This window comes from Acidovorax sp. LjRoot129 (genome assembly GCF_964253765.1).
Taxonomy (GTDB): Bacteria; Pseudomonadota; Gammaproteobacteria; order Burkholderiales; family Burkholderiaceae_C; genus Acidovorax.
Genome location: NZ_CAXUSE020000001.1, coordinates 1,088,597 through 1,102,709, shown reverse-complemented (window position 1 = coordinate 1,102,709; position 14,113 = coordinate 1,088,597). Strand labels below are relative to the sequence as shown.

General features: G+C 65.8%; 18 protein-coding genes. 1 reads left to right on the top strand and 17 read right to left on the bottom strand.

Annotated elements, in window-relative coordinates; all coding sequences use genetic code 11:
• Window positions 1–128 precede the first annotated feature (128 nt).
• The 7 genes from hisA to ACSQ3Q_RS05030 all read right to left on the bottom strand — a co-directional run bounded on the left by hisA (window position 129) and on the right by ACSQ3Q_RS05030 (window position 5,647).
• Window positions 129–869: a 1-(5-phosphoribosyl)-5-[(5-phosphoribosylamino)methylideneamino]imidazole-4-carboxamide isomerase gene (gene hisA / locus ACSQ3Q_RS05060; protein ID WP_436133320.1), complete on the bottom strand. Its 741-nt coding sequence runs from the start codon at window positions 867–869 to the stop codon at window positions 129–131.
• Window positions 870–949: 80 nt separating this feature from the next.
• Complete coding sequence (gene hisH, locus ACSQ3Q_RS05055; protein WP_436133319.1) at window positions 950–1,633, bottom strand: imidazole glycerol phosphate synthase subunit HisH; 684 nt, start codon at window positions 1,631–1,633, stop codon at window positions 950–952.
• Between the two features lie 52 nt (window positions 1,634–1,685).
• The gene (gene hisB / locus ACSQ3Q_RS05050; RefSeq protein WP_436133318.1) at window positions 1,686–2,321 is read right to left on the bottom strand and encodes an imidazoleglycerol-phosphate dehydratase HisB; all 636 of its coding nucleotides are present in this window, start codon (window positions 2,319–2,321) and stop codon (window positions 1,686–1,688) included.
• Window positions 2,318–3,439 (bottom strand): histidinol-phosphate transaminase, encoded by a 1,122-nt coding sequence (hisC, locus tag ACSQ3Q_RS05045; protein ID WP_436133317.1) that lies wholly within the window; start codon window positions 3,437–3,439, stop codon window positions 2,318–2,320. Before hisC ends, hisB begins: the two co-directional genes overlap by 4 nt.
• On the bottom strand, window positions 3,436–3,888 hold the full coding sequence (locus ACSQ3Q_RS05040) for a PIN domain-containing protein (RefSeq protein WP_436133316.1): 453 nt from the start codon (window positions 3,886–3,888) through the stop codon (window positions 3,436–3,438). Before ACSQ3Q_RS05040 ends, hisC begins: the two co-directional genes overlap by 4 nt.
• 14 nt (window positions 3,889–3,902) lie before the next feature.
• Entirely contained in the window at window positions 3,903–4,127 is a 225-nt protein-coding gene (locus ACSQ3Q_RS05035) for a hypothetical protein (protein WP_010462084.1), read from the bottom strand.
• 71 nt (window positions 4,128–4,198) lie between these two features.
• Window positions 4,199–5,647, bottom strand: coding sequence for a PLP-dependent aminotransferase family protein (locus ACSQ3Q_RS05030; protein WP_436133315.1), 1,449 nt, complete (start codon window positions 5,645–5,647; stop codon window positions 4,199–4,201).
• 153 nt (window positions 5,648–5,800) lie between these two features.
• Between ACSQ3Q_RS05030 and ACSQ3Q_RS05025 the strand changes: the two genes are divergently transcribed.
• Entirely contained in the window at window positions 5,801–6,223 is a 423-nt protein-coding gene (locus ACSQ3Q_RS05025; RefSeq protein WP_436133314.1) for a DUF2917 domain-containing protein, read from the top strand.
• Here ACSQ3Q_RS05025 and hisD read toward each other — a convergent pair.
• The 10 genes from hisD to mlaD all read right to left on the bottom strand — a co-directional run bounded on the left by hisD (window position 6,210) and on the right by mlaD (window position 14,084).
• Window positions 6,210–7,595 carry a histidinol dehydrogenase gene (gene hisD, locus ACSQ3Q_RS05020; protein ID WP_436133313.1) on the bottom strand — a complete coding sequence of 462 codons (1,386 nt, stop codon included), beginning with the start codon at window positions 7,593–7,595 and terminating at the stop codon, window positions 6,210–6,212. The two genes, ACSQ3Q_RS05025 and hisD, sit on opposite strands and share 14 nt — an antisense overlap.
• Before the next feature lie 30 nt (window positions 7,596–7,625).
• Window positions 7,626–8,285: an ATP phosphoribosyltransferase gene (gene hisG, locus ACSQ3Q_RS05015; RefSeq protein WP_436133312.1), complete on the bottom strand. Its 660-nt coding sequence runs from the start codon at window positions 8,283–8,285 to the stop codon at window positions 7,626–7,628.
• Window positions 8,282–9,556 (bottom strand): UDP-N-acetylglucosamine 1-carboxyvinyltransferase, encoded by a 1,275-nt coding sequence (gene murA / locus ACSQ3Q_RS05010; protein ID WP_436133311.1) that lies wholly within the window; start codon window positions 9,554–9,556, stop codon window positions 8,282–8,284. The genes hisG and murA overlap by 4 nt, the downstream gene beginning before the upstream one ends.
• 86 nt (window positions 9,557–9,642) lie before the next feature.
• Window positions 9,643–9,885: a BolA family protein gene (locus ACSQ3Q_RS05005; protein WP_436133310.1), complete on the bottom strand. Its 243-nt coding sequence runs from the start codon at window positions 9,883–9,885 to the stop codon at window positions 9,643–9,645.
• A gap of 1 nt (window position 9,886) precedes the next feature.
• Complete coding sequence (locus ACSQ3Q_RS05000; RefSeq protein WP_436133309.1) at window positions 9,887–10,642, bottom strand: ABC transporter permease; 756 nt, start codon at window positions 10,640–10,642, stop codon at window positions 9,887–9,889.
• Entirely contained in the window at window positions 10,639–11,577 is a 939-nt protein-coding gene (locus ACSQ3Q_RS04995) for an ABC transporter ATP-binding protein (protein WP_436133308.1), read from the bottom strand. Before ACSQ3Q_RS04995 ends, ACSQ3Q_RS05000 begins: the two co-directional genes overlap by 4 nt.
• Before the next feature lie 81 nt (window positions 11,578–11,658).
• A complete protein-coding gene (locus tag ACSQ3Q_RS04990; RefSeq protein ID WP_436133307.1) occupies window positions 11,659–11,931 on the bottom strand; it encodes an STAS domain-containing protein in 273 nt (90 codons plus the stop codon).
• A gap of 78 nt (window positions 11,932–12,009) precedes the next feature.
• Window positions 12,010–12,651, bottom strand: coding sequence for an MlaC/ttg2D family ABC transporter substrate-binding protein (locus ACSQ3Q_RS04985; RefSeq protein ID WP_436133306.1), 642 nt, complete (start codon window positions 12,649–12,651; stop codon window positions 12,010–12,012).
• A 135-nt stretch (window positions 12,652–12,786) separates the two neighbouring features.
• Window positions 12,787–13,575, bottom strand: coding sequence for an MlaA family lipoprotein (locus tag ACSQ3Q_RS04980; RefSeq protein ID WP_436133305.1), 789 nt, complete (start codon window positions 13,573–13,575; stop codon window positions 12,787–12,789).
• A gap of 8 nt (window positions 13,576–13,583) precedes the next feature.
• Window positions 13,584–14,084, bottom strand: a complete 501-nt coding sequence (gene mlaD, locus ACSQ3Q_RS04975; protein ID WP_436133304.1) for an outer membrane lipid asymmetry maintenance protein MlaD — start codon at window positions 14,082–14,084, stop codon at window positions 13,584–13,586.
• Window positions 14,085–14,113 lie beyond the last annotated feature (29 nt).

The following is a 14,113-nucleotide window of genomic DNA, read 5'->3' as shown; positions in this document are numbered from 1 at the left end:
GGTCAGTCAGTCAGCGGTTCGTGGATGAGGCGCTGCCGAGGCCAGCAGGCGCCGTGGAACTGGCTTCGCCAGGCCACTGGCGTCGTCCCCCGGGGGGAGCGGCGCAGCCGCTCAGGGGGTTATCTGTTTCAGCCGTTCAGTTCGTCAGCGCGGGCCTGCGCAGCAGCAAAGTCGAGGTCGCCGCTGTAGATCGCGCGGCCACAGATCACGCCTTCGACGCCCTCGCCTTCCACCGCACACAGCTGCTCGATGTCGGCCATGTTCGACAGGCCGCCCGAGGCGATCACCGGGATCGACAGCGACTGCGCGAGCTTGACCGTGGCATCGATGTTGATGCCCGACAGCATGCCGTCGCGGCCGATGTCGGTGTAGATGATGGATTCGACGCCCCAGTCCTCGAACTTCTTGGCCAGGTCCACCACCTCGTGGCCGGTGAGTTTGCTCCAGCCGTCGGTGGCGACCTTGCCGTCCTTGGCGTCCAGCCCCACGATGATGTGGCCGCCGAAGGCGCTGCACGCGTCTTTCAGAAAGCCGGGGTTCTTGACCGCCGCCGTGCCGATGATCACGTAGCGCAGGCCGCCGTCGATGTACTTCTCGATGGTGTCCAGGTCACGGATTCCGCCGCCCAGCTGCACCGGAATCTCTTCGCCCACAGCCTTGAGGATGGACTTGATGGCGGTGAAGTTCTTGGGCACGCCCGCAAAGGCGCCGTTGAGGTCCACCAGGTGCAGGCGCCGCGCGCCCGCCTCCAGCCACTTGCGTGCCATGGCCGCCGGGTCTTCACCGAAGGTGGTGGATTGGTCCATATCGCCTTGTTTGAGGCGAACGCAGTGGCCGTCCTTGAGATCGATGGCGGGGATGAGCAGCATGGTGGTGGGGTTCGGGGGAAGGCACGAGTCGCGGCTCGGACCGAACGGGCTGGTTGAGGAAAAAAGGGTGATGGGGGGAATCAGGGATTCCAGTGCAGGAAATTGCGGTACAGGGCCAGGCCGTGCTCCGCGCTTTTCTCTGGGTGGAACTGCGTGGCAAAAATATTATCGCGTGCAATCGCCGACGCAAACAAGCCACCGTAGTCCGTCTGCCCCGCGCAATGGGCCGCATCTTGCGGCAACGCGTAGAAACTGTGAACAAAATAGTAGTAGCTGCCGTCGGGCACACCCGCCCAGATCGGGTGCACCGTGCCAGATTGGCTATGGGGCATCTGGCGCACCTGGTTCCAGCCCATCTGCGGCACCTTGTAGCGGCTGCCGTCCGGCTGCGTGCGGCCGATCAGGTCGAACTTGCTCACCTCGCCATGGATCAGGCCCAGGCCCGGCGTGCCGCCATTGGGGCCCTCGGCGCTGTGGTCCAGCAGCATCTGCATGCCCACGCACACGCCAAACATCGGCTTTTGCGCCGCGGCTTCGAGCACGGACTCGAGAAGGCCGGATTCACGCAGCTCGCGCATGCAGTCGGGTATGGCGCCCTGCCCGGGCAGCACGATGCGCTGGGCGGCGCGCACTTCTTCAGGGCGCTGGGTGACGACCACCGTCCAGCCCGTGTCCTGCGCGGCGTGCCGCACGGCCTGCGAAACCGAGTGCAGGTTGCCCATGCCGTAGTCCACGACCGCTACCGTTTTTGCTTCCATATTCATAGCTACCAACGCTTATACATCAAGCGCTAGCGCCCGATTTGACTCAAAAAACTCACAACGAGCCCTTGGTGGAAGGGATGACGCCCACCGAGCGGGGGTCGCGCTCCAGCGCTGCGCGCAGCGTGCGCCCGAACGCCTTGAAGATGGTCTCGCACTGGTGGTGGGCGTTGATGCCCTTGAGGTTGTCGATGTGCAGCGTGACGCCCGCGTGGTTCACGAAACCCTGGAAGAACTCGTACACCAGCTGCGTATCGAGCTGGCCGATGCTGCCCGCCGTGAACTTCACATCGATGTGCAGCCCCGGGCGACCCGAAAAATCGACCACCACGCGCGAGAGCGCTTCGTCGAGCGGCACGTAGGCGTGGCCGTAGCGGCGGATGCCCTTCTTGTCGCCCACGGCGCGTGCAAAGGCCTGGCCTAGCGTGATGCCCACGTCTTCCACCGTGTGGTGGCCGTCGATGTGCAGGTCGCCTTCGCAGTCGATGTCGAGGTCGATCAGCCCGTGGCGGGCGATCTGGTCGAGCATGTGGTCGAAAAAGCCGATGCCAGTGTGCAACTTGGCCTGGCCGGTGCCGTCAAGGTTGATGCGCACGCTGATGCGTGTCTCGGCGGTGTTGCGGCTGACCTCGGCGATGCGGTCGGCCAGGGGGTCAGGGGTCGTGGAGGTGACGAGTGCGGAGGAAGTCATAGGGAGGCTTGCAGGGCGGCCAGCATCTGCGCGTTGTCATCGGCATTGCCCACCGTCAGGCGCAGGCAGTTGGCCAGGAGTGGGTGCATTGTAGAAACGTTCTTGATCAGCACCTTGCGGTTTTTCATGCCGTCATAGGTCTTGGCGGAATCCGCCACACGGATCAGGACCATGTTGGCCTCGCTGTCCCAGCATTTTTCAACACCGGGCATCTGGCGCAGGGCCGCGACCAGCTTGGCACGCTCGGCCCGTATCTCGGCGGCCTGGGCGGCAAACACCTCGGTGTGCTCCAGGGCAAACAGCGCAGCCTCGCAGTTGAGCACGCTCACGTTGTAGGGCGGGCGCACCTTGTCGATCTCGCTCACCAAGGCACCCGGCCCGATGAGGTAGCCCAGGCGCACGCCCGCCAGGCCAAATTTGCTGAGCGTGCGCATGAGCAGCACGTGGGCGTTGCGGCCGGGCTCGGCGCGCATGCGGTCGATGAAGCTGCGGCTGGCAAAGGGCTGGTAGGCCTCGTCCATCACCACCAGGCCGCCCTGCGCGCCTGCGGCGTCGATGATGCGCTGCACCGCGCCCTCGTCCCACAGCGTGGCGGTGGGGTTGTTGGGGTAGGCGATGTAGGTGATGGCGGGGTTGTGCTCGGCGATGGCGGCCAGCATGGCGGGCTCGTCCAGCTCAAAGTCCGGGGTGAGCGGCACGCCGACAAAGTCCAGGCCCTGCAGCTGCGCCGACAGCGGGTACATCACAAATCCTGGCATGGGCGCGAGCATGGTGGCGCGCTGGCCCGTGCCGGGCTGGGCGCAGGCCAGGGCCAGCAAGGTGATGAGTTCGTCCGAACCGTTGCCCAGCACCACGCCGTAGCCCTCGGGCATACCAGCGTATTGGGCGAGGGCCGCCTTCAGGTCCAGCAGGCGGTCACCCGGATAGCGGTTGAGCGCCAGCGCGCCCAGCCGCTGGCCCAGCGCGGCCTGCAGGTGCGCGGGCAGGCGGAACGGGTTCTCCATCGCGTCCATCTTGAGCATGCCGGCGGAGGGCTGCACGCCGTACGCGTGCATGGCGCGCACGTCGGGGCGGATGCGGGCCAGGGCTTGGAGGGGAGACGACGCAGGAGTAGTCATTCGGTGGTGTCCAGTTCGTTGGGGGTGACAAGAAACGGGTTGATGGGGCGCACGGCGTCCATGACGTGGTCGTGCGGCAAGGCTTCGGTCAGCAGGTAGCGGCAGCCCTGCTGGTGGGCGGACGAGAGGATGAGCGCGTCCCAGTAGCCCAGGCGGTAGCGGTCCTGCAGATCCCAGGCGCCGTCGACGGTGTACGAATCGAGGTGCGGCGGCAGCCACACCCGCAGGCGGCGCACCTGGGCGCGCACCTGCTGCAGCACGTGGGGGCCATCGAAGCGCTGGATCGCCTGGTTGTACAGCTCGTTGAGCACCTGCGAGCTGATGCGGCCGCTGCGGGTTTGCCAGCAAAAGTTCATCCACTCGCGGGCGCGCGCCTGGCGCTCGGCATCGCGGTCGTCCACGCTGGCCAGCAGGATTTCGGTATCGACAAAGATGGGGACGGTGCTCATGTGTATTGCACCGTTCAGCGCAGAAACAAGGTTTCGCGCGGCACGTACGGGCCCGTGGAAGCGCCCCAGGATTCAAAGCCCAGCGCCTCACGCATCGCCTGGGCATAGGCGTCTTCCTGGCGCATCTTCTCGGCCAGCCATTCACCCAGCAGGCGCGAGACGCTGCTGCCGCGTTTGGCGGCCTCCACGCGCACCCATTCGGCAACAGTGTCGTCCATGGTCACGGTGACGTTTTTCATGGAATTGATATTACACGAACTTCGTGTACCACGAAGTTCGTGTCGTTAATTTTGCATAGATACGGGTTTTTTTACGCGGCCTGCCGCTGGCTCTGCAGCATCTGGGTCGCCATGTCGCCCACCGTGCGCAGCGCCTCCAGATGGGCCGGCGACCAGTCGCCCCCCACGCCAATGCGCAGGCAGTTGCGAAACCGCCCACTGGTGCTGAACACCGTGCCGGGCGCGATCAGGATCTTCTTGGCCAGGCAGGCCTCGTGCAACTGCACCGAATCGAGCGCGCGCGGCAGCTCCAGCCACATCAGCAGGCCGCCGGGCGGGTCGCTCACCCGGGTGCCCTGCGGAAAGTGCGATGCAATCACCCGGCGTGCCTCGTCCATGCGCGCCGCCACGCCCGCCCTCAGCTGGCGCATGGCAGCCGCGTGGCCGGCCTGGGTGATGAGGTCGGCCAGCGCCAGCTCCAGCACGGCCGACTGGCCGCCTGCCTGCAGGTCCTTGATGCCGCGCACCTTCTCGGTCCAGCGCCCGGCCTCCAGCCAGCCCAGGCGCAGCCCCGGCGCCAGCGTCTTCGAAAACGAATCGCACAGCATCACGTGGCCGGTGGTGTCATACGACTTGACAGTGCGGCGCATCTCGTCGACCTCGACCAGGTCGTTGTAGATCGCGTCCTCGATCACCGCCAGGTCGTGCCGCGCGGCCATCTGCGCCAGGCGCTTGCGTTCGGCCTGCGGCATGCAGCTGCCCAGCGGGTTGCTGAGCGTGGGCACGATCATCACGGCCTTGACCGGCTGGGTGTCGAGCGCCAGCTGCAGTGCGTCCAGCGACAGGCCGTGGCGCGGGTGGGTGGGGATTTCCAGCACCTTCAAATGCAGGCCCTGCAGCACTTCCAGAAACGAAAAATGCGTGGGCGACTCCAGCGCCACCACATCCCCCGGCTGGGTCACCGCGCGCAGGCACAGCGCAATGGAGTCCATGCAGCCGCCGGTGATGACGATGTTCTCGGGGTCCAGGCTGCAGCCCATGCCGACGGCGTAGCGCGCCAGCGCACGGCGCGCGTCTTCGTGCCCCGCCGAGGTGGGATAGGTGCACAGCAGGGCACGGTGGCGCTGCGCGGCGCGCACCACGGCGCGGCGCACGCGGTCGGGGTTGAAGAGTTCGTGGCCGGGCGTGCCGCTGCTGAAGGAGATCATGTCCTCGGGCTGGTTGCGCCCGAGGATGCGCTGGCCCAGCCAGTCCACCGCCACCTCGCGCGGGCGGCGCATGGGCCGCGGCGTGCTGGGCTCGGGCAGGCTCACCGGCCGCGCAGCGACGAAGAAACCGGAGCGCGGGCGCGCAGTGACAAGCCGCGCGTCCTCCAGCCAGTGGTAGGCCTGCACCACCGTGGTCTGTGCCACCGCATGCTGGCGGGCCAGTTCGCGCACCGACGGCAGCTTTTCGCCGCGCGCCAGCGTGCCGTTACGGATCAGTTGCGCCAATTGCTCGGCGATCTGCAGATAAAGCGGGGGTGCGTCTTGGGTGGCCATGGCAGGATTCTGTACTGGGTCTCCAGGAAATGGCCAGTACAGAGCGGCGGCTGTACGCACAGTACAGATGCCCTGTACTGCCTATCTGTACTGCCCCACATCGCCGCAGGCTGTGGCTGGCACCCAGCGACAGCCGCGCGCACAGTCAATGCCATGAACACCCAGCCCTGCCCCACTCTCCCGTCGCCCACCCCCGCCACGCCAGCGCAGGGTGCCCTTTCACTTCAATGGAAGCGCCAGCCACTGCCGCCGCTGCAGGCCGTGCAGGTGCTGGAATTTGCCAAGGGCGAGATCGCCCTGCTGGAAGTCGAGGACGGGCGCATCTGGGTGACCTGCGACGGCCTGATGGAAGACTATTTCCTCGAAGCCGGCCAGCGCCTGTCGTTCACCGGCCCGGTGCGGCTGCGCGTGAGCGCCGAAGGCCGCCGCCCTGCCCGGCTGAACTGGGCTCGGCACCAGCCCAAGGCGGGTGCAACGTATGCGCCGGCAGCAGCGGCAGCGCCCATGCAACCGCTGACCGTGGCGCCCGCCGCGGCCCCAATGCCGTTCCCGGGGGGCGCCGTCAGCGCGGCTTGAGCGGGGTTTTCAGGCGCATCTCGGCCGCCTGCGCGTGGGCCTGCAGGCCCTCGCCGTAGGCCAGCTCGGCGGCGATTTTTCCAAGCACCTGGGCACCGGCTTCGCTCACCTCGATGATGCTGCTGCGCTTTTGGAAGTCGTACACGCCCAGCGGCGACGAAAAGCGTGCCGTGCCGCTGGTGGGCAGCACGTGGTTGGGGCCTGCGCAGTAGTCGCCCAGGCTTTCGGAGGTGTAGGCCCCCAGGAAGATCGCACCAGCGTGGCGCAGCAGGGGCTCCCAGCGGTGTGGGTCGGTGCTGCTCACTTCCAGATGCTCGGGTGCGATGCGGTTGCTGATCGCGCAGGCTTCTTCCATGTCCTTGGTCAGGATCAGCGCGCCGCGGCCGTTCAGGCTCTTGGCGATGATCTCAGCGCGCGGCATGGTGGGCAGCAGGCGGTCGATCTCGCGCTGCACGGCGTCGATGTAGGCCGCGTCGGGGCACAACAGGATGCTCTGGGCCAGCTCGTCGTGTTCGGCCTGGCTGAAGAGGTCCATCGCCACCCAGTCGGGCGGCGTGCTGCCGTCGGCCAGCACCAGGATCTCGCTCGGTCCCGCGATCATGTCAATGCCCACCGTGCCGAACACGCGCTTCTTGGCGCTGGCCACATAGGCGTTGCCCGGGCCGGTGATCTTGTCGACCTTCGGAATCGTGGCCGTGCCGTAGGCGAGCGCAGCCACGGCCTGCGCGCCGCCGATGGTGAAGGCGCGCGTGACGCCCGCCACATAAGCAGCCGCCAGCACCAGGTCATTGCGCTCGCCCTTGTCGGACGCCAGTTGCGCGCCCGATCCACCGGTGGCCACACTGCCGCGCACGGGGGTGGGCACGACCATGATGATCTCTTGCACGCCCGCTACGTGGGCCGGGATGGCGTTCATCAGCAGGCTGGACGGGTACGCCGCCTTGCCACCGGGCACGTAGATGCCCACGCGGTCGAGCGGCGTGACCTTCTGGCCCAGCAAGGTGCCGTCTTCGTCGCGGTAGCTCCAGCTTTCGCCCGAGGCTTTTTTCTGCGCCTCGTGGTAGCTGCGCACGCGCTTGGCAGCGGCCTGCAGCGCGTCGCGCTGGGCCTGTGGAATGGCGTCGAACGCGGCCTTGAAGTCGGCCTGGGTAAGCTCCAGCGCCGCCATGTCGGGGGCCGAGAGGCCGTCGAAACGAGCCGTGTACTCCAGCACGGCGGCATCGCCACGCTTTTGCACATCGGCCAGGATGTCGGCCACGCGCTGCTCGATGGCCGCGTCGGTGTCGGCAGACCAGTGCAGGCGGTCTGCAAAATCAGCCTCAAAAGTGGCTGCAGCGGTGGACAGACGGGCGGGAGCAGCTACCAAAGTCATAGTGTCAGTCGAAGTGGTTTCTGGTGGCAGTCAGTTCGTGTCGGCGGGTATGGCCGAGGCAAACGCATCGATGATGCGGCGCAGCGGTGCCTGCTTGAGCTTGAGCGCAGCCTGGTTCACGACCAGGTAGGAGCTGATGTCCATGATGCGCTCGACCTCCACGAGGTGATTGGCCTTGAGCGTGTTGCCGGTGGACACCAGATCGACGATGGCATCGGCCAAACCGGTGAGCGGGGCCAGCTCCATGCTGCCGTAGAGCTTGACCATGTCCACGTGCACGCCCTTGGTGGCAAAGAAGTCGCGCGCAATGCTGGTGTATTTGGTGGCCACTTTCAGGCGCGAACCCTGCTTGACGGCGCGCTCGTAGTCAAAATCGCTGCGCACGGCCACGCTCACGCGGCACTTGGCGATGCGCAGGTCAAGCGGCTGGTACAGGCCCTGGCCGCCATGTTCAATCAAGGTGTCCTTGCCCGTCACGCCGATGTCAGCGCCGCCGTACTGCACATAGGTGGGCACGTCGGTGGCGCGCACCAGCACCACGCGCACGTTGGGCTGGTTGGTGGTCAGGATGAGCTTGCGCGATTTTTCGGGGTCTTCCAGCACCTCGATGCCGGCAGCGGCCAGAAGCGGCAGGGTTTCATCGAAGATGCGGCCCTTGGAAAGCGCCAGGGTAATCGTGCTGCTGCTCATGCTGTGATCCGTTCAATGTCTGCGCCGATGCCGCGCAATTTGGCTTCCATGCAGTCGTACCCGCGGTCCAGGTGGTAGATGCGGTCCACCACGGTTTCACCGTCGGCCACCAGGCCCGCAATGACGAGGCTGGCCGAGGCGCGCAGGTCGGTGGCCATCACGGTGGCGCCCGAGAGGCGTGGCCCACCTTCGATGATGGCGACCTTGCCGTCGGTCTGGATCTTGGCGCCCAGGCGCACCAGTTCGTCGACGTGCATGAAGCGGTTCTCGAAGATGGTCTCGGTCACCGTGGCCGTGCCCTGCGCAATGCAGTTGAGCGCCATGAACTGGGCCTGCATGTCGGTGGGAAAACCGGGGTATTCGGTCGTGCGGAACCCCTGCGCCTTGAGCGTGGCGCCGCCTGCGCTCTTCACATGGATGCCGCCTTCCACCGCCTGCACCTCGGCGCCGGCTTCGCGCAGCTTTTCGATGACGGCGTCCAGGTGGTCGGCGCGGCCGTGGCGCAGCGTGACGTCGCCACCCGTGGCCGCGACGGCGCACAGAAAAGTACCGGCCTCAATGCGGTCTGCCACCACGCGGTGGGTGCAGCCGTGCAGCTTGTCGACGCCCTGGATGCGGATGCGGCTGGTGCCGTGGCCTTCGATCTGCGCGCCCATGGCGATCAGCATTTCGGCCAGGTCGATGATCTCGGGTTCTTGCGCGGCGTTCTCCAGCACCGTCTCGCCCTCGGCCAGCGCGGCGGCCATGAGGAAGTTCTCGGTGCCGGTCACGGTGACCATGTCGGTCGTGATGCGCGCGCCCTTCAGGCGGGTGGCGCCTGCGGGCAGCTTGGCGATCATGTAGCCGTGCTCGACGACGATCTCGGCGCCCATCGCAGCCAGGCCCTTGATGTGCTGGTCCACCGGGCGCGAGCCGATGGCGCAGCCGCCGGGCAGCGAGACGGTCGCCTCGCCAAAACGCGCCAGCAGCGGGCCCAGCGCCAGCACCGAGGCGCGCATGGTCTTGACCAGCTCGTAGGGTGCCTCGGGCGTGTTCAGCGCGCCGGCGTCGATGCGCACGGTGCCGTCGTCCGAGCGGCTGGCCGTGACGCCCATGTTGCGGATCAGGGTGAGCATGGTGCTCACGTCCTGCAGTTGCGGCACGTTGAGCAGCGTCACCGGCTCGGCCGTGAGCAGCGCGGCGCACAACTCCGGCAACGCGGCGTTCTTGGCGCCAGAGACCAGCACCTCGCCGTGCAAGCTGCGTCCGCCGCGAATCAGGAGTTTGTCCATCTCGAAAACCAAAAATATGAGTAAAAAATGCCGCCAGCGCTTATTGCATAAGCGCTAACAGCTATAAATTTAGGAGCAAATGCCAGTCACCGCGCGTGTGTGGCCCATTCGGCCGGCGTGAAGGTCTTCATCGACAGCGCGTGCACTTCATCGGTGTGCATTTTGGCGCCCAGCGTGGCGTACACGCGCTGGTGCCGCTGGATGGCGCGTTTGCCTTCGAACTCGGCCGAGACGATCGTGGCGTACCAATGGCGGCCATCGCCCTCGAGCGTGATGTGTTCGCAGGCAAGGCCGGCGGTGATGATGTTCTGGAGTTCTTCAGCGGTCATGTCAGTTCCGAATCTTGTAGCCCGTGCGCAGCAGGTTCACGGCCAGCGCGCTGACCAGCAGCCAGGCAACGCCCACGATGGTCAGGCTGAGCCAGGGCGAGGTGTCGCTCTGGCCAAAGAAGCCGTAGCGGAAGCCGTCGATCATGTAGAAGAACGGGTTGAGGTGGCTCACCGTCTGCCAAAACGGCGGCAGCGACTGGATGGAATAGAACACGCCCGACAGGAAAGTCATGGGCACGATGATGAAGTTCTGGAACGCGGCCATCTGGTCGAACTTGTCTGCCCACAGGCCCGCAAGCAGCCCCAGCGTGGCCAGCAGCGCAGCGCCCAGAAAGGCGAACGCCAGGATCCACAGCGGTGCCGCAAATTCGGGCCGCGCAAACGCCAGGGTGACGATGAACACCCCCAGCCCCACCGCCAGCCCGCGCACGATGGACGAGCCCACGTAGGCGCAGAACCACGCCCAGTGCGACAGCGGCGTGAGCAGCACGAACACGAGGCTGCCCATGATCTTGCTCTGGATGATGCTCGACGAGCTGTTGGCAAACGCGTTCTGCAGCACGCTCATCATCACAAGGCCGGGGACCAGGAAGGCGGTGTAGCTGATGCGGTCGTAGACCTTGACATGGTCTTCGAGCACGTGGCCGAAGATCAGTAAATACAGCACGGCCGTCAGCACCGGCGCGGCCACGGTCTGGAAGCTGACCTTCCAGAAGCGGAGCACCTCTTTGTAAAACAGGGTCTGCCAGCCAGTCATATCGCGATCTTGTCCAGGGAAATGTTCGAAGCGGATGTGCCTGACATGACCTGCAAAAACACGTCCTCCAGGTCTGGCCGGCGGATCTCCATGTCATGCACATCCACCCCTGCCACGCGCAATGCGGCCAGGTGGCTTTCGATCTCGGCGGCGTCTTGTGCGGGCAGTTGCACGATGCGGCCCGTGACACGCGCCACTGTGGCCAGCGACGGCGGCAGCGCGGCATCGGTCTTGAACTGCAGCACGCTGCCCGAGGCGGCCTGCAGCAGCTCGCTGGTGCGGTTGAGCGCCACGATCTGGCCGGACTTGAGCATGGCGATGCGCCCGCACAGTGCCTCGGCTTCTTCGAGGTAGTGCGTGGTCAGCAGCACCGTGTGGCCTTCCTTGTTCAGGCGGGCCACAAAGTGCCACAGGGTCTGGCGCAGTTCTACGTCCACGCCTGCTGTGGGCTCGTCCAGCACGATGATCGGCGGCTTGTGCACCAGCGCCTGCGCCACCAGCACGCGGCGCTTCATGCCACCCGACAGCTGGCGCATGTTCGCGTTGGCCTTGTCGGTAAGGCCCAGGTTTTCGAGCAGCTCGTCGATCCAGGCCTCGTTGTTCTTTACGCCGAAGTAGCCCGACTGGATGCGCAGCGATTCGCGCACGTTGAAGAACGGGTCGAACACCAGCTCTTGCGGCACGATGCCGAGCTTGCGGCGCGCGTCGGCATAGTCGGCCTGCACATCGCTGCCCTGCACCAACACCCTTCCTTGACTGGCCCGGGCCAGGCCCGCGAGGATGCTGATGAGGGTGGTCTTGCCCGCGCCGTTGGGGCCCAGAAGGCCGAAGAACTCGCCCTCCTCGATGTCCAGACTGACGTTGTTCAGCGCCTGGAAAGGGCCCTTGGGCGTGGAGAAGGTCTTGGAGACGGCTTGGAATGAGACTGCGGGCATGAAGCCCATGATTTTACGGCCTCGCTCCAACCTGCGCCGGCCAGGGGCGTGGCCGCATGCCGGCAGGCGGCGGCAGCAGGCTCAGGACGCAGGAGCGAGCAAGGTCCCGACGCCATAGAGACCCGCCATGCCCCGCAGCGCGGTAGGCAGGCCCTGCACGGCGAAGGTCTTGCGCAGAGTGAGCGCTTCGTGGCGGCATTCGAGCAGCACCGCCAGCGCGGAGGTATCGAAGGCGGTGAGCGCGCTCGCATCCACCACCACGCCCGGTTCGCGGTGCACCTTGAGCCCCTGCAGCAGCATGTGCAGGCAGGCCGTGGCCTGGCGGTGCGTGAGTTCGGCGGGCAATACCAGCATGTCAAAGGCTCCTGCCGAGCAACGCTGCCCGCGGCCCGCCCACAGGACGTGCAACAGGCCAGCGCACCCGTGGATGCATCATTTGGCGGCGTTGCTCTTGTTGCGCGCCACCAGGGTTTCGATCAGGCCATCGACACCTTTGGCATTGATCTCTTGTGCGAACTGGCCGCGGTAGGTTTCGACAAGCCACACGCCCAGCACGTTCAGGTTGTAGATCTTCCAGCCTGCGCCGTCGCCGGGGGTCTTTTCCAGACGGTAGTCGAGCTGGATGGGGTCACCGCGGCCCACGATCTCGGTGCGCACGAGCACGTCCTTGTCTTCGGGTGCGGCCCGCAGGGGCTTGACCTGGATGGACTGGTCGTTCACCTGAGCCAAAGCGCCGGCATAGGTGCGCACGAGCAAAATCTTGAACTCGTCCTGCAGGCGCTTTTGCTGCTCGGGCGTGGCCTGGCGCCAGCCGGGGCCTACCGCGGCGGCGGTCATGCGGCGGAAGTTCACATTGGGCATCACGGTCTTGTCGACCAGCGCGATGATCTTAGACAGGTCGCCGCCCTGGATGGCCTTGTCGGATTTCACCGTGCTGAGGACGTCCGTGGACAGGCGCTTGATCAGCGCATCCGGCGCTTCTTCCGCAGCCAACGCTGCGAAAGGCAGGCCGAGTGCGGCCACGGCGGTCAGGGCAAGGGCGGCATGGCCCAGGGTGCGGCGGGTCATCGTCATGAGGGTGTCTACTTTCTTGCAAGCTGCGGGCGCTGGCGCCCTGCATTCATTTCATTGTGGGTGGGGCGCAGGGCCTCCGTGCGTCGCGCCGGTAGCGGGTTGCAAGCAAGTGCAACGCCCACCGGGCACGGCCTCTCAGCGCGGGGGTTCCTCCGGCAGCATGCCGTCGTTGGCATTGCGCTCTTCCTTTTCCTCAGCGTTCTGGGCGGTGCCGCCCTGCTGCTGGCTGCGCACCTGCAGGAACACATCGCGCGTGAAGCTGTATTTGTCCAGCGCAGCGCTGTCAAGCACCGAGCCTGCCCGCAGCAGGTTGGCGCGCACGTCGACCGCGCGCAGCACATACAGCGAATTGCGGGCTGACACCGGATCGACATAGCCGATCACATTGCCCTTCATGTCGACGGGCAATGCGAGCGTGTCACGCACCGTCGATGGGCCGAGGATGGGCAGCACCAGGTAGGGGCCGGTGGCCATGCCCCAGTGGCCCAACGTCAAGCCAAAGTCCTGCTTGTAGCGGTCGATGCCCAGTTCGCTGGCAATGTCGAGCACACCGCCGATACCCATGAAGGTGTTGACGTTCACCCGCATGAAGGTCGACGCGGCTGCCTCACCGCGCAACTGCAGCACGTTGTTCACGAACGACCACACATCGCCGATATTGGCGAAGAAGTTGCTAACGCCTGTGCGCACGGGCGGCGGCGTGACGTCCTGGTAGGCGATCGCCACGGGCTTGAGCACCAACGCATCGAGCTGCTCGTTGAAGTTGGTCATGCTGCGGTTGTACGACTCGAGCGGGTCGCGCGGGTCGGGGTTGGCCACGGTGGCGCAGCCGGTGAGCAGCGCCGCACCCAACACCAAGGCCAGCCAGAAAGCCGCGCGTGCCGGGCCTTGTACGCGGCCCGAAGGTTGAGGGATGTTTGTCATCATCTTCGTCATTTCTTGTCACCCGCCGCTGCGGGCTTGCTGTTGCTGTTGCTGCCGTCTTCGGCTTTGTTGTAAAGGAATTGTCCGATCAGGTTCTCCAGCACCACGGCGGACTGCGTGGCAGTGACCGTGTCGCCTTCCGCCAGGGTCTTCTCGTCGGCGCCAGCCTCAATGCCGATGTACTGCTCGCCCAGCAGGCCACTGGTGAGGATCTTGAGCGAGCTGTCTTTGGGGAAAGCGTAGCGGTTTTCCATCGCCAGCGTCACGCGCGCCTGGTAGGTCTTGTCGTCGAACGTGATGGACTCCACACGCCCCACCACCACGCCGGCGCTGCGCACCGCCGTCTGGGGCTTGAGCCCGCCGATGTTGTCAAACCGCGCGGTGATGCGGTAGCCGGACTGGAAGTTGAGGCTCAGCAGGTTGGCCGACTGGAGGGCCAGGAACACCAGCGCCACTGTGCCCAGCATGACGAACAGCCCCACCCAGAGATCGTTTTTGGATGCTTGCATGTGAGAGTCCTCTTCGCCTGCCTGTATAT

What these genes read in the sequence shown, in the direction of transcription:
- ACSQ3Q_RS04990 (WP_436133307.1), bottom strand. Translation starts at nt 11,931, where the DNA reads ATGCTGGTATTGCCCGCCGAACTCACGCACCGCCAGGCCACGGCCTGC.
- murA (WP_436133311.1), bottom strand. Translation starts at nt 9,556, where the DNA reads ATGGACAAACTCCTGATTCGCGGCGGACGCAGCTTGCACGGCGAGGTG.
- ACSQ3Q_RS04980 (WP_436133305.1), bottom strand. Translation starts at nt 13,575, where the DNA reads ATGACAAACATCCCTCAACCTTCGGGCCGCGTACAAGGCCCGGCACGC.
- ACSQ3Q_RS05000 (WP_436133309.1), bottom strand. Translation starts at nt 10,642, where the DNA reads ATGACTGGCTGGCAGACCCTGTTTTACAAAGAGGTGCTCCGCTTCTGG.
- hisC (WP_436133317.1), bottom strand. Translation starts at nt 3,439, where the DNA reads ATGACTACTCCTGCGTCGTCTCCCCTCCAAGCCCTGGCCCGCATCCGC.
- ACSQ3Q_RS04995 (WP_436133308.1), bottom strand. Translation starts at nt 11,577, where the DNA reads ATGCCCGCAGTCTCATTCCAAGCCGTCTCCAAGACCTTCTCCACGCCC.
- ACSQ3Q_RS05035 (WP_010462084.1), bottom strand. Translation starts at nt 4,127, where the DNA reads ATGAAAAACGTCACCGTGACCATGGACGACACTGTTGCCGAATGGGTG.
- ACSQ3Q_RS05005 (WP_436133310.1), bottom strand. Translation starts at nt 9,885, where the DNA reads ATGACCGCTGAAGAACTCCAGAACATCATCACCGCCGGCCTTGCCTGC.
- hisA (WP_436133320.1), bottom strand. Translation starts at nt 869, where the DNA reads ATGCTGCTCATCCCCGCCATCGATCTCAAGGACGGCCACTGCGTTCGC.
- mlaD (WP_436133304.1), bottom strand. Translation starts at nt 14,084, where the DNA reads ATGCAAGCATCCAAAAACGATCTCTGGGTGGGGCTGTTCGTCATGCTG.
- ACSQ3Q_RS05030 (WP_436133315.1), bottom strand. Translation starts at nt 5,647, where the DNA reads ATGGCCACCCAAGACGCACCCCCGCTTTATCTGCAGATCGCCGAGCAA.
- ACSQ3Q_RS05025 (WP_436133314.1), top strand. Translation starts at nt 5,801, where the DNA reads ATGAACACCCAGCCCTGCCCCACTCTCCCGTCGCCCACCCCCGCCACG.
- hisG (WP_436133312.1), bottom strand. Translation starts at nt 8,285, where the DNA reads ATGAGCAGCAGCACGATTACCCTGGCGCTTTCCAAGGGCCGCATCTTC.
- hisH (WP_436133319.1), bottom strand. Translation starts at nt 1,633, where the DNA reads ATGAATATGGAAGCAAAAACGGTAGCGGTCGTGGACTACGGCATGGGC.
- ACSQ3Q_RS04985 (WP_436133306.1), bottom strand. Translation starts at nt 12,651, where the DNA reads ATGACGATGACCCGCCGCACCCTGGGCCATGCCGCCCTTGCCCTGACC.
- hisD (WP_436133313.1), bottom strand. Translation starts at nt 7,595, where the DNA reads ATGACTTTGGTAGCTGCTCCCGCCCGTCTGTCCACCGCTGCAGCCACT.
- hisB (WP_436133318.1), bottom strand. Translation starts at nt 2,321, where the DNA reads ATGACTTCCTCCGCACTCGTCACCTCCACGACCCCTGACCCCCTGGCC.
- ACSQ3Q_RS05040 (WP_436133316.1), bottom strand. Translation starts at nt 3,888, where the DNA reads ATGAGCACCGTCCCCATCTTTGTCGATACCGAAATCCTGCTGGCCAGC.